We start from the raw sequence: 12,902 nt of genomic DNA, 5'->3' as shown, positions 1-12,902 counted from the left end.
GGACACCGGAACGTCCCGCCACGACACCGGCCATCTGCTCCCGACGACCCGGCGTGTGTCCCACGCGTCCCTTGTGGCCTTCGAGGGGCGTCCCGCCCCGTCGGTCGCTAGCGTGTTGCCCAGTTGGGACCGCTCCGCCGACGGAAGGACCTCCCCATGGGCCGACGCAAGGATCTCGGACTGCTCGCCGTACGCCTCGGCACCGGTGGCGTGCTCGCCGCCCATGGCGCGCAGAAGCTGCTCGGCTGGTTCGGGGGAGGAGGGATCGACGGCACGGGCAAGTTCATGGAGTCCATGGGCTTCAAGCCCGGCAAGGCGAGCGCCATCGCCTCCGGCTCGGCCGAGCTGGGCGGCGGGCTCCTGCTCGCGCTCGGTCTCGCCACCCCGGCCGCCGGTGCCGCCGTGGCCGGGGGCATGGGCGGCGCCGTCTCCGTGCACCTCCCCAACGGGTTCTTCGCCACCGCGGGCGGCTACGAGTACCCGGCCTACCTCGGCTACATCGCCACCTGCGTCGGCCTGACCGGACCCGGCCGTTACTCCCTGGACCGCCTCATCGGCTACCGGCTCGACCGGCCCCGGCTGGTCCTGCTCTCCTTCGCGCTGAGCGCGGCCGGTACCGCGGTCGTCGTCGCCCGGCGGGAGCAGGTGCTCTCGGCCCAGCGGCGCGAGGAGACCGCGCCGGTCACTCCGGCTCCGTGACGGGGTCGCATATGCGAGCGTAATCCTCTTTATCGCCTGGACGATGCGGCACGGAACTCGGTCACCAAGAACGGATTCCGTGCCGTTCATTGTTATCGGGAAATCTTTTCCGGAAGCCTGGTGAAAGGATTCCCGCGCCCGGATGAAAACCCCGCTCGGCCTTTGTTTTCAAGGGCTGCGCGCCGCGTGGCGGGTGCTGATACCCCGACATAGTCTGGCCTAAAGCTCCATATATAGGTATGGACGCACGCCGCGACGGCGGAAGGGTGAGAGCCTTGAGCACCTTGGACGAAGAACAGTCACGGATGATGGAGGCGGAGTCGGATCTCGAGCCCCGCGTGGGCCCGATCCCCAAAGGGGAGCCGTACTTCCACCCCTACCACCACCCCGCCGCGGGATGGGGCGCCGCCAAGAGCGTGACCAAATTCCTGCTGGACGAGGGAACGCTGATCGAGGGCCCGCGGGCCATCATGAAGATGAACCACGAGAACGGTGGTTTCGACTGTCCCGGATGTGCCTGGCCGGATGACACCAAGGGCCTGAAGCTTGACATCTGTGAGAACGGAATCAAGCACGTCACGTGGGAGCTGACCCACAAGAGGGCCGACCGTGAGATGTTCGCCCGCCACACGGTGAGCGAAATGCACGAGTGGAGCGACTTCAAGCTGGAGGACCAGGGCCGACTCACCGAGCCCATGGTCTACGACGCGGCCACCGACCACTACGTCCCGATCTCCTGGCACGACGCGTTCGAACTGGTCGGACGCCACCTGCGCAACCTGGAGAACCCCAACCAGGCGTCGTACTACACCTCGGGGCGGCTCGGCAACGAGGCCACCTTCCTGTACCAGCTGATGGCGCGTGAGCTGGGCACCAACAACCTGCCCGACTGCTCCAACATGTGCCACGAGGCCAGCGGACGCGCCCTGACGGCATCCCTCGGCACCGGCAAGGGCACGGTCGACCTGAAGGACTGGGAGGCCACGGACGCCCTGTTCATCATCGGCGTCAACGTCGCCTCCAACGCGCCCCGCATGCTCACCTCGCTGACCGAGGCGTTCGACCGCGGCGCGCAGGTCGTGCACATCAACCCGTTCATCGAGGCGGGCGCCACGAAGGCGATCATCCCGCACGACTTCCTGGACATGGCCACCTTCCACGCCACCCGGACCAGCACCCTGGACCTCCAGGTGCGGGTCGGCGGCGACATGGCGCTGCTGCGCGGCATGGCCAAGGCCGTCCTGGAGCAGGCGAAGACCGACCCCAAGGCCATCGACACCCAGTTCATCCAGCGGCACACCGTCGGCTTCGACGAGTACCGGGCGCTGTGCGAGGCCACCCCCTGGGAGGAGCTGGAGCGCCAGTCCGGGCTCAGCCGCGCGGACATCCTCAAGGCGGCGCGCATCTACGGCGACGCCGACCGCTCCATCATCAGCTGGTGCCTGGGCGTCACCCAGCACGAGCACGGCGTGGACACCGTCCGCGAGATCGTCAACCTGCTGCTGCTGCGCGGCAATCTGGGCCGTGAGGGCGCCGGTCCGTCCCCGGTGCGCGGGCACAGCAATGTGCAGGGCAACCGCACCTGCGGCATCGACCACCGCCCCGAGCCGGCGTTCCTGGACCGGCTGGCGGAGGTCTGCAAGATCAACCCGCCGCGCGAGCACGGCCTCGACACCATCGGCACGCTCCAGGCGATGAACCGGGGCGACGTCAAGGTGTTCATCGGCATGGGCGGCAACTTCGCCCTCGCGGTGCCCGACTCGCCGTTCAGCTACGAGGCGCTGCGCAACTGCGACCTCACGGTCCAGGTGAGCACCAAGCTGAACCGCAGCCATGTCGTGCACGGCAAGGAGGCGCTGATCCTGCCCTGCCTCGCCCGCACGGACAAGGACCACCAGCGCACCGGCGTGCAGAGCATGTCGGTCGAGGACTCGATGTCCATGGTGCACCTGTCGGTCGGCATGAAGCGCCCGGCCTCCAAGCACCTGCTGTCGGAGCCCGCCATCATCTCCGGCATGGCGCGCGCCGCCCTGCCCGCGAGCCCCACGCCGTGGGAGTGGTACATCGAGGACTACGACCGCATCCGCGACACGATGTCCGAGGTGCTGGACGGCTTCGAGGACTTCAACCGCCGGGTGCGGCTCCCGCTGGGCTTCCGCATCAAGCAGCCCGCCCGTGAGCTGATCTTCCTCACCGAGTCCGGCAAGGCGGAGTTCTCCCACGCCAAGCTGCCGGACGTGGTGCCCGCGCCGGGCATGCTGACGCTCGGCACCATGCGCTCGCACGACCAGTGGAACACCACGATCTACTCGGACAACGACCGCTACCGGGGCATCAAGAACCTGCGCGAGCTGGTCTTCATGAACGAGGACGACATGCGCGAGCGCGGGCTCTCGGAGTTCGACCCCGTGAACATCGTCTCCACGGCGAAGGACGGCAGCCACCGCTACCTCGACGGCTACCTCGCCATCCCGTACGACATGCCGCGCGGCTGCGCCGCGGGGTACATGCCGGAGATGAACGTGCTGATCGCGCTGTGCGACTACAGCACCCAGAGCGACCAGCCGCTCATGAAGCAGCTCAAGGTCCACATCACCGCGGCGACCTGACCGGCGAGGCCACGGCGGACAAGGGCGGGCCCCCTCCGATTCGGAGGGGGCCCGCCCGTGCGGTGTGCCGCCGTGCTCAGTGGCCGGCCGGGATGTGGTGCACGGCGATGCGCTTGCTGAACACCCAGTACGTCCAGCTCTGGTAGATGATGATCAGCGGGGCGAAGATCGCCGCGACGATCGTCATCACCGTCAGCGTGTAGGAGGCGGACGACGCGTTGGCGACCGTCAGCGACCAGGCCGGGTTCAGCGTGGACGGCATGACCTCGGGGAACAGCGTCAGGAACAGCATGGCGAACGACGCGACCACCGTCAGGGCGGAGAAGACGAACGCCCAGCCCTCCCGGCCCAGCTGGTTGAAGAACAGGGCCACGAGGATCGCCGCGAACGCCACGATCATGACGCCCAGGCTCTGGCCGTTGCCCGAGTTCGCCTGCGTCCACAGCAGGAACGCGAGCAGCAGCAGGAGCGAGGCCAGGCCCAGCACGGGCACCAGCTTCCGGGCGCGCTCGCGGATCTCACCGTCGGTCTTCAGCGCGGCGAAGATCGCGCCGTGGCAGGTGAACAGCACCAGCGTGGCGAAGCCGCCCAGGATCGCGTACCCGTTGAACAGATCACCCGGCGTGCCCACGTAGGACTTCTCGCGGTTGATGGCGACGCCCCGGACCATGTTGGCGAAGATCACGCCCCACAGGAACGGGATGATCACCGAGGTCCAGAAGGTGACCTGCTCCCAGCTGTGCTGCCAGCGCATGCTGTCGCGTTTGGCCCGGTACTCGAAGGACACCCCGCGGCCGATCAGACAGAGCACGATGATCAGCAGCGGGATGTAGAAGCCGCTGAACAGGGTGGCGTACCAGTCCGGGAAGGCGGCGAAGGTCGCGCCCGCGGCCGCGATCACCCAGACCTCGTTGCCGTCCCAGACGGGGGCGATCGTGTTGATGAGAACGCGCCGCTCGGTGCTGTTGCGGGCCATCGTCTGGGTGAGGACACCGACCCCGAAGTCGAACCCCTCGAGGAAGAAGTAGCCGACCCACAGCAGGGCGATCAGGATGAACCAGAGATCATAGAGATGCATGGCCGTCCGTCCTCAGTAGGCGATCGAGAGTGGCTTGTCCTGGTCGTCCGGGGACATGCGCAGGCTGGGGTCCTTGGTGGGTGGCCGTTCGTCGACGTCGGGCCCCGGTTTCGCGTACTTGACCATCAGGCCGCCCTCGACCACCGCGAGGATCGCGTAACAGACGCTGAGCGCGACCAGGGAGCCGACCTGGGTGCCGACGCTGACGTTCGGTGAGACGGCGTTCGCGGTCTTCATCAGGTGGAACACCACCCACGGCTGACGGCCCATCTCGGTGAAGATCCAGCCGAAACTGTTGGCGAGCAGCGGGAAGCCGAAAGTCAGCGCGACGACGCGCCAGCTCCACTTGGTGAAGAAGTCGTTCATCCGGATCTTGTCGGTGATCATCAGGTTCGGCGGCTCGTCCTCGCCCGTGCGGAACCTGGACTTCAGCCAGAACTTGTTCCGGGTGAGCCAGAGGCCGATCACCCCGAGGGTGAAGCTGGTCATGCCGAAGAAGATCATGAGGCGGAAGCCCCAGTACGTCATGAAGATGTTGGGGATGTAGTCCTCGCGGCTGCCGCCGAACTGCTTCACCTGCTCGTCGGCGCGGTCGTTGATGCCGGGCACGGGGGAGTGGAAGTTGCTCTTGGCGAGGAAGGACAGCGCGCCGGGGACCTCCAGCGCCACGTCGTTGCGCCCCGCACCGACATTGCCGACCGAGAAGATCGAGAAGGGGGCCGGTCCTTCCGTGTCCCACAGGGCCTCCGCCGCCGCCATCTTCATCGGCTGCTGTTCGAACATGACCTTGGCCAGCCGGTCGCCGCTCAGCGCGGTGAGGATGCCCGCGATGGCGCAGACGACCAGGGCCAGCTTGAGCGAGCTGCGCATGGCGGCGATCCGCTTGCGGTTGGTGTCCTTGCCGCGCTTGGCCCGCCACAGGTGGTAGGCGGAGATGCCCATGACGAAGGCGGCGCCCGTGATGAACGCCGCCGTCAAGGTGTGGAAGACCTGCACCAGGGTGGTGTCCTGGAACAGGACCCGCCAGATGTTGGTCAGCCGCGCCTTGCCGTTCGCGGGGTCGATCCGGTAGCCGACGGGGTGCTGCATGAAGGAGTTCGCGGCCAGGATGAAGTACGCGGAGAGAAGACTGCCGATGGTCACGACCCAGATCGTCGCCAGGTGGATCTTCTTCGGGAGCCGGTTCCAGCCGAAGATCCACAGCCCGATGAACACGGACTCGAAGAAGAACGCGATCAGCGCCTCCATCGCCAGCGGAGCACCGAAGACATCACCGACGAAGCGGGAGTAGCTCGACCAGTTCATGCCGAACTGGAACTCCTGGAAGATGCCCGTGACCACACCCAGCGCGAGGTTGATCAGCAGGAGCTTTCCCCAGAACTTGGTGGCGTGGAAGTACTTCTCCTTCCCTGTCCGCACCCAGGCCGTCTCCAGTCCGGCGACGATGCCTCCGAGGCCGATGCTGAGCGGGACGAAGAGGAAGTGGTAGACGGTCGTGACACCGAACTGCCATCGGGCAATGGTCTCCTGAGCGATTGCTAGTTCCACTACGTCCTTCTCTCGCTCGATCCGGCCGCAATCTGGATAAAAGGTATCTCCAGGGCATAGTCGCGTCGACTCGGGGAAAGGCGTTCGCGCATCCATCCGGTGCCGTTTCCCGGAAGTGGTGATACGGCCGCGCATATGCGAACCCAGAAGCCCTGCTCGGCACGCAAATGCCAGCATCGCCGGAAGGCCGTGAATAGATGCGCGTTTCTTTATTGCCTCAAGGGTGGTTTCCGCGGCGGATAGCCGGAGCGGTTATCGGATACGCGTCGGTAATCAACCGAGAACGGCGTCCCCGAGCCAGTGCGCGGCGAGCAGCGCCGCCCGGACATTGAAGTCGTCCGCAGGGTCGTCGGGCAGCAGCGCGCACGCCTGGCGCACCCGGTACTGGACCGAGTTGCGGTGCAGGTTCAACGCCTCGGCGGCGGCCGCGTGACCGCGGCGGTGGGTGAGGAAGACCCGCAGTGTCTCCCGCAGGACGGCACCTCGCGCGTCGCGCCGGGCCAGGTCGCCGAGCGTCGCCGTCACGAAGTCCCGTACCGCCGGGAGGTCACCGGCCATCAGCGCGACCGGCGCGACCTCCGCGTAGTGCACCCAGTGCGGGGCGCCCGCCCCGGCGGGCTTCCTGGCCAGGATCTCCCGGACCTGGGCGGACTGGCGTGCCGAGGTGCGGAAGCCGTCCAGCCCGGCGCCCGGCCGCCCCACCGCGGCATGCAGGACGGTGCCCTCGGGCGCCGCCAGGCCGTCTCCCCACCGCCGTTCGCCCCCGGCGGGCAGCGCCAGCCACAGCCGGGCCTCGCGCTCGTCGGTCGGCACCACCAGCGCGGCACGGGCCCGCAGCACCGCCACCGCGTGCGCCCGCACCTCGTCCACGGCGGTGACCAGGTCGAACGAGGTCATCGCGGCCACCGGCCACAGGGTGCAGGCGACATGCACCGCGTCCAGCGGATAGCGCAGCGCCCGCTCGGCGGCCGCACGGTCCACCGGACCCCCGCCGAGCAGCGCGCCCACCCACTGCTGGCGCACCCCGCCCTGGCTCGCCACCCAACGCTCCCGCTCCCGCTCGTAGGCGCGTCCGACCTGCTCGCAGATCTGGTCGATGAACAGCGCCGAGCGGCGCACCACGTCGAGGACGAGCGACACCCGCTGCTCGGCGGGCAGGTCGTCGAGGTGCGCGAACGCGTGGTCCAGCACCCGGGAGTGGCCGATGCGATAGGCGCGGACCAGCGCGGAGAGCGGTACATCGCGCTGGGCCAGCACCCGCGCGTACGCCAGGGCCGAGGACGGGGCCTCCAGCAGCTCCGGGGCGAAGTCCTGCTGGAGGAAGTTCAGCCCGGCCACCACGTTCTCGCTCAGGCTCGCCTCCAGCAGGGAGCGGGTCGCGGCGTCGTGGTCGAGGGCGTCGATCTGCACGAGGGTCAGCCGGACCAGATCCGCGATCATGGCCTCCCGCGTCCCGCGCAGCCGGTCCACCAACTGGCCGACCAGGGCCTGTTCCATCGCCATGACCGCACTGTAGAGCCGCCCGGCGGCCGCGCCAGTGTGCTCGGCGCACAAAGACGCCCGCCGATGTTGTGACGCGCGGCCGTCGTCAGCGTGCTCCGGGCGCCCCTACCTTCGCTGCATCCGTACGGCCCGCCCAGCGAAGGCGTGATCCCCATGGGCTTCATGACACCCCGGCTGCTCCCCGTCGACCCCGGCACCTACCGCACCCTGCCCCGCCGCGACCGCCTGGAGGCCCTGACCCGGCACTGGGTCGAACACGGCTTCGGCAGCCCCTCGTCGGTGTACCTCTTCTACGTCGTCAAATGCGCGCTCTACCTCGGCGGAGCGGCGCTGGTGATCTCGCTGACGCCGGGCCTCGGACCGGTCACCGAGGTGGCGTCCTGGTGGTCCGAACCGGTCGTCTACCAGAAGCTGATCGTCTTCACCCTGCTGTGGGAGATCATCGGGCTCGGCTGCGGCTCCGGCCCGCTGTCCTCCCGCTTCCTCCCGCCGATCGGCTCCGCCCTGTACTGGCTGCGCCCCGGCACCGTCCGGCTGCCACCGTGGCCCGGCAAGGTGCCGTTCACCCGGGGCGACCGGCGCGGACTGGTGGACGTACTGCTCTACGCGGCCGTACTCGCCTCCGGCGTCCGGCTGCTGCTAGGCCGCCCCGATGACGCGGGGCTGCTCGACCCGGCCACCGCCGTACCGCTGATCGTGACCCTGGCGGTGCTGGGGCTGCGCGACAAGACCGTCTTCCTCGCCGCGCGCGGGGAGCAGTACGGGCTGTCGCTGCTGGTGTTCTTCTTCCCCTACGGGGACATGTTCATCGGCTTCAAGCTGATCATGCTGGCCATCTGGTGGGGAGCGGCCACCTCCAAGCTCAACCACCACTTCCCGTTCGTGGTCGCCACCATGATGAGCAACGCGCCCCTGGTCCCGAACCGGCTCAAGACCCTCTTCTACCGCGACCACCCGCGCGACCTGCGCCCCTCCCGCCTCTCGTTCCTGCTCGCGCACGTCGGCACCGCCACCGAGTACCTCGTCCCGCTGTACCTGGTCTTCCTCGGCGACGGCGGCCCGTGGACCTGGGCGGCCCTGCTCTACATGGTCGTCTTCCACCTGCACATCCTGTCGACCCTGCCCATGGGGGTGCCGCTGGAGTGGAACCTGTTCTTCGTCTTCTCGCTCTTCCTCCTCTTCGGCGCCCACGGCGACCTCACCGTCTGGGACCTCCACTCGCCCTGGCTGCTCGCGGTGATCCTGCCGAGCCTCGTGCTGCTCCCGCTGCTCGGCAACCTCCGCCCCGACCTCGTCTCCTTCCTCCCCGCGATGCGCTACTACGCGGGCAACTGGGCCACCAGCGCCTGGCTGTTCACCGGAGACGCGCTCGACCGGCTGGAAGCGGGCCTGACCACGAGCGCCCGGCTCGCCCCGCACCAGATGGCCACCCTCTACGACGCCGACACCGCCCTGCTGCTCGCCGCCAAGGCGGAGGGCTGGCGCGCCATGCACTCCCACGGGCGCGCCCTCAACGGCCTGGTGGAACGGATCACCGACGGCCAGGACGGGGTCACCGTGCTGGAGGGCGAGCTGATCGCGGGGTTCGCCCTCGGCTGGAACTTCGGCGAGGGCCACCTCCACGACGACCAACTGCTGCGCGCCGTACAGGCCCGCTGCGCCTTCGCACCCGGCGAGATCCGGGTGATCTGTTTGGAGGGTCAGCCCCTGCACCGGCAGACTCAGTCCTATGAGATCCACGACGCGGCCCTGGGCCTGCTGGAGAGCGGCCACGTCGCGGTGCGCGACATGGTGACCCGTCAGCCCTGGCCCACCGACGGCCCCGGCTACCCGGTGTACGGCGTACGGTCGACGCGCCCGTCGGCCGAGCCGCGCCCCCTGGACAGCACCTCATGACCTCGGCCGTGGTGGTCGGCGGCGGACCCAACGGGCTCGCCGCCGCCGCCCTCCTGGCCAAGGCGGGCCTGGACGTCACCCTCCTGGAGGCCGCCGACGAGGTCGGCGGCGGCACCCGCAGCTACGAGGCCCTGCTGCCCGGTCTTTTGCACGACCACTGCTCCGCCATCCACCCCATGGCCGTCACCTCACCGGCCCTGCGCGAACTGGACCTGGCCCGGCACGGTCTGCGCTGGCTCCTGGCCGACATCGACTGCGTCCACCCCCTCGACGACGGCACCGCGGGCGTCCTGATGCGCTCCGTCGCGGACACCGCCCGTCTCCTCGGCGCCGACGGCGACCGCTACCGGGCGCTGATCGAACCCTCCGTACGGCACTGGGAGGCGCTCGCCGGGGAGGTGATGGGCCCGCTGCTGCGCGTTCCCTCGCACCCGCTGCTGCTCGCCCGGTTCGGCCTGCCGACCACCCTGCCCGCCACCGCCCTCGCCCGGATCTTCCGCGATCCGCGGACGCGCGGCCTGTGGGCCGGGATCGCCGCCCACGCCTTCCGCCCGCTGACCCGCCCGCTCACCTCGGCCATCGGCCTCGGCATCCTGGTCTCCGGGCACGCCGCCGGATGGGCGGTGGCCGAGGGCGGCTCCCAGTCCATCGCCCGCGCGCTGGAGAAGGCGCTGCGCGAGTACGGGGGCACTGTGGAGACGGGCATCCGGATCACCGACCACCGCCAGATCCCGGCCGCCGACGTCACCCTGCTCGACCTCGACCCCGGCCAGGCCGCGACCATCTACGGGGACCGGCTGCCCGCCCGGACCCGGTCCGCCTACCGGCGGTTCCGCCGGGGCCCCGGCGCCTTCAAGATCGACCTTGCGGTCGAGGGCGGGATTCCCTGGACCCAGGAGAAGGCCCGGCGCGCCGGGACCGTGCACCTCGGCGGCACGATCGAGGAGATCGCGCGGGCCGAGCGGGACGTGACGGCCGGACGCATGCCCGAGCGGCCGTTCGTCCTGGTCGGCCAGCAGTACCTGGCCGATCCTGGCCGCTCGGTGGGCGAGGTGCACCCCGTCTGGGCCTACGCCCACGTCCCGAACGGCTACACCGGGGACGCCACGGAGGCGATCCTGCGGCAGATCGAACGGTTCGCCCCCGGCGCCCGCGACCGGATCGTGGGCGTGCAGGCCACCACCCCGGCCGGTTTCGCCGCCGCCAACGCCAACTTCGCGGGCGGCGACATCCTCACCGGCGCCAAGACCGTCCCCCAGCTCATCCTGGGCCCCCGCCCCACCCTCGACCCGTACACCACCGGCCTGCCGGGCGTCTTCCTCTGCTCGGCGGCCACCCCACCGGGCCCGGGCGCCCACGGCATGTGCGGGGCGGGGGCGGCCGCTTCGGCGCTGCGGTACCTAGCGCGCCAGTAGCTCCAGCGTGTCGATCACCCGGTTCGAGAAGCCCCACTCGTTGTCGTACCAGGCGACCACCTTGATGTGGCGGCCGTCGACGCGGGTGAGGGCGGAGTCGAAGATCGAGGAGGCGGGGTTGCCGACGATATCGGAGGAGACCAGGGGGTCCTCGGAGTACTCCAGGACACCGGCGAGCGGGCCCTCGGCGGCCGTGCGGTAGGCGGCGAGCACCTCCTCGCGGGTGACGTCGCGGGCGACCGTGGTGTTCAGCTCGACGATCGAGCCGACCGGCACCGGCACCCGGATCGAGTCGCCCGACAGCTTGCCGTCGAGGTTCGGCAGCACATGGCCGATCGCCTTGGCCGCGCCCGTGGTCGTCGGCACGATGTTCACACCGGCCGCGCGGGCCCGGCGGGGGTCGCGGTGCGGGCCGTCCTGGAGGTTCTGCTCCTGGGTGTAGGCGTGCACGGTCGTCATGAACCCGTGCTCGATGCCCGCGAGTTCGTCCAGCACGGCGGCCAGCGGGGCCAGCGCGTTGGTCGTGCAGGAGGCGTTCGACACGATGGTGTGCAGCGCCGGGTCGTAGGTGTCGCTGTTCACCCCGTACGCCAGCGTCACATCGGCGCCGTCCGAGGGGGCGCTCACCAGCACCCGCTTCGCGCCCGCGTCGAGATGGGCGCGGGCGGCCTTCGCCGAGGTGAACCGGCCGGTCGCCTCCAGCACGATGTCGACGTCCAGCTCGGCCCACGGCAGCTGGGCGGGCTCGCGCTCGGCGAGGACCTTGATACGGCGGCCGTCGACCACGAGGGTGTCGCCGTCCACCTCCACCGGGCGCCCGAGCCGTCCGGCCGTCGAGTCGAAGGCCAGCAGCCGGGCCAGGCCCGCGGGTTCGGTGAGGTCGTTCACCGCGACGACCTCGAGGTCACTGTCGCGTTCGAGCAGGGCCCGCAGCACGTTGCGTCCGATGCGGCCGAATCCGTTGATGGCGATGCGCGTCATGAATGGTGTCCCTTCCGTTCGCCACCAGGTTCGCGGGCGGGAGCCGGGCGCGGCAGTGGCAGGAGCGCCACGGTTCACAAGGATCGCGCCAGCGTCACTCGCCCCGGGCGAACGTACGCCGGTAGTCGCTCGGTGTGGTCCCCAGGACGCGCTGGAAGTGCAGCCGGAGGTTGGTGCCGGTACCGAGCCCCACCTCGTCGGCGATCTGTTCCACGCTCCGCTCCGAACGCTCCAGCAACTCCCGCGCCAGGTCGACCCGGGCCCGCGTCACCCACTGCATCGGCGTGTACCCGGTGTCCTCGGCGAACCGGCGGGAGAACGTACGCGGTGACACCGCCGCGTGCCGGGCCAGCGACTGGAGGCTCAGCGGCTCACCGAGCCGGTGCAGCGCCCACTCCCGGGTCGCGGCGAACCGCTCGCCCAGCGGCTCCGGCACACTGCGCGGCACGTACTGCGCCTGACCCCCGCTGCGATAGGGCGCCGCGACCAGGCGCCGGGCCGCGTGGTTGGACGCGGCCACCCCCAGTTCGCCGCGCAGCATGTGCAGGCACAGGTCGATGCCGGAGGCCGCCCCGGCCGACGTCAGCACGCTGCCCTCGTCCACGAACAGCACGTTCTCGTCCACCCGGATCAGCGGATACCGGGCCGCCAGGGCGCGGGCGTAGTGCCAGTGCGTGGTGGCCCGCCTGCCGTCCAGCAGTCCGGTGGTCGCCAGCGCGAACGCCCCCGTGGAGATCGCCGCCAGCCGCGCCCCCCGCCCGTGCGCCGCGACCAGCGCCGCCACCACCGGCTCCGGCGGGTCCTCCCGGTCCGGGAACCGGTAGCCCGGCACGAACACCACGTCCGCCCACTCCAGCGCCTCCAGTCCGTGCGCCACGTGGTACGACAGGCCGTCCCCGCCCGCCACCAGCCCCGGCGCGGCCCCGCACACCCGCACCTCGTACGGCATGCTCGCGCGGGTCGTGAACACCTGCGCCGGAATCCCCACGTCGAGCGGCTTGGCGCCCTCCAGGACGAGAACGGCGACACGGCGACGGCGGGAGGAGGGCACGGTCAGCAGGGTACGCAAGGCGCGGCGCGGCGAGGACGCGAAACCCCCGCCGAGCCGCGGACAACCCCCCGATATGCTGCTGTTCTTCCCGTACCGGCCGCCCATGGCCGCCCTCGAAAAGG

9 protein-coding genes are annotated in these 12,902 nt (G+C 70.1%); 4 read left to right on the top strand and 5 right to left on the bottom strand.

Annotated features, from left to right (window positions below; all coding sequences use genetic code 11):
* Window positions 1–156: 156 nt before the first annotated feature.
* Complete coding sequence (locus ACI2LY_RS00780; protein ID WP_404705188.1) at window positions 157–699, top strand: DoxX family protein; 543 nt, start codon at window positions 157–159, stop codon at window positions 697–699.
* Window positions 700–1,004: 305 nt separating this feature from the next.
* Complete coding sequence (locus ACI2LY_RS00775; RefSeq protein WP_404706447.1) at window positions 1,005–3,308, top strand: FdhF/YdeP family oxidoreductase; 2,304 nt, start codon at window positions 1,005–1,007, stop codon at window positions 3,306–3,308.
* Window positions 3,309–3,384: 76 nt separating this feature from the next.
* On the opposite strand, the gene cydB is transcribed toward ACI2LY_RS00775, so the two are convergent.
* From cydB to ACI2LY_RS00760, 3 genes are all read right to left on the bottom strand, one after another.
* Window positions 3,385–4,386 carry a cytochrome d ubiquinol oxidase subunit II gene (cydB, locus tag ACI2LY_RS00770; RefSeq protein ID WP_393914404.1) on the bottom strand — a complete coding sequence of 334 codons (1,002 nt, stop codon included), beginning with the start codon at window positions 4,384–4,386 and terminating at the stop codon, window positions 3,385–3,387.
* 12 nt (window positions 4,387–4,398) lie between these two features.
* Window positions 4,399–5,934: a cytochrome ubiquinol oxidase subunit I gene (locus tag ACI2LY_RS00765; protein WP_404705187.1), complete on the bottom strand. Its 1,536-nt coding sequence runs from the start codon at window positions 5,932–5,934 to the stop codon at window positions 4,399–4,401.
* A gap of 273 nt (window positions 5,935–6,207) precedes the next feature.
* Window positions 6,208–7,437: a PucR family transcriptional regulator gene (locus tag ACI2LY_RS00760; protein WP_404705186.1), complete on the bottom strand. Its 1,230-nt coding sequence runs from the start codon at window positions 7,435–7,437 to the stop codon at window positions 6,208–6,210.
* Window positions 7,438–7,590: 153 nt separating this feature from the next.
* On the opposite strand from ACI2LY_RS00760, the gene ACI2LY_RS00755 reads away from it, so the two are divergent.
* Both ACI2LY_RS00755 and ACI2LY_RS00750 read left to right on the top strand, forming a co-directional pair.
* Window positions 7,591–9,333, top strand: coding sequence for a DUF3556 domain-containing protein (locus tag ACI2LY_RS00755; RefSeq protein WP_404705185.1), 1,743 nt, complete (start codon window positions 7,591–7,593; stop codon window positions 9,331–9,333).
* Complete coding sequence (locus ACI2LY_RS00750) at window positions 9,330–10,748, top strand: phytoene desaturase family protein (RefSeq protein ID WP_404705184.1); 1,419 nt, start codon at window positions 9,330–9,332, stop codon at window positions 10,746–10,748. The genes ACI2LY_RS00755 and ACI2LY_RS00750 overlap by 4 nt, the downstream gene beginning before the upstream one ends.
* On the opposite strand, the gene gap is transcribed toward ACI2LY_RS00750, so the two are convergent.
* Window positions 10,734–11,729 carry a type I glyceraldehyde-3-phosphate dehydrogenase gene (gene gap / locus ACI2LY_RS00745; RefSeq protein WP_404705183.1) on the bottom strand — a complete coding sequence of 332 codons (996 nt, stop codon included), beginning with the start codon at window positions 11,727–11,729 and terminating at the stop codon, window positions 10,734–10,736. The two genes, ACI2LY_RS00750 and gap, sit on opposite strands and share 15 nt — an antisense overlap.
* Window positions 11,730–11,823: 94 nt before the next feature.
* Window positions 11,824–12,780 carry a GlxA family transcriptional regulator gene (locus ACI2LY_RS00740; protein WP_404705182.1) on the bottom strand — a complete coding sequence of 319 codons (957 nt, stop codon included), beginning with the start codon at window positions 12,778–12,780 and terminating at the stop codon, window positions 11,824–11,826.
* Between the last annotated feature and the right edge of the window lie 122 nt (window positions 12,781–12,902).

The sequence above is a fragment of the Streptomyces sp. NPDC002176 genome, from assembly GCF_044903645.1.
In the GTDB taxonomy this organism is placed as follows: domain Bacteria; phylum Actinomycetota; class Actinomycetes; order Streptomycetales; family Streptomycetaceae; genus Streptomyces.
This window is presented reverse-complemented; position numbering and strand designations above follow the sequence as displayed.

Coding starts and splice junctions, on each gene's coding strand:
- gap (WP_404705183.1), bottom strand. CDS start 11,729: ATGACGCGCATCGCCATCAACGGATTCGGCCGCATCGGACGCAACGTG.
- ACI2LY_RS00755 (WP_404705185.1), top strand. CDS start 7,591: ATGGGCTTCATGACACCCCGGCTGCTCCCCGTCGACCCCGGCACCTAC.
- cydB (WP_393914404.1), bottom strand. CDS start 4,386: ATGCATCTCTATGATCTCTGGTTCATCCTGATCGCCCTGCTGTGGGTC.
- ACI2LY_RS00750 (WP_404705184.1), top strand. CDS start 9,330: ATGACCTCGGCCGTGGTGGTCGGCGGCGGACCCAACGGGCTCGCCGCC.
- ACI2LY_RS00780 (WP_404705188.1), top strand. CDS start 157: ATGGGCCGACGCAAGGATCTCGGACTGCTCGCCGTACGCCTCGGCACC.
- ACI2LY_RS00775 (WP_404706447.1), top strand. CDS start 1,005: ATGATGGAGGCGGAGTCGGATCTCGAGCCCCGCGTGGGCCCGATCCCC.
- ACI2LY_RS00760 (WP_404705186.1), bottom strand. CDS start 7,437: ATGGCGATGGAACAGGCCCTGGTCGGCCAGTTGGTGGACCGGCTGCGC.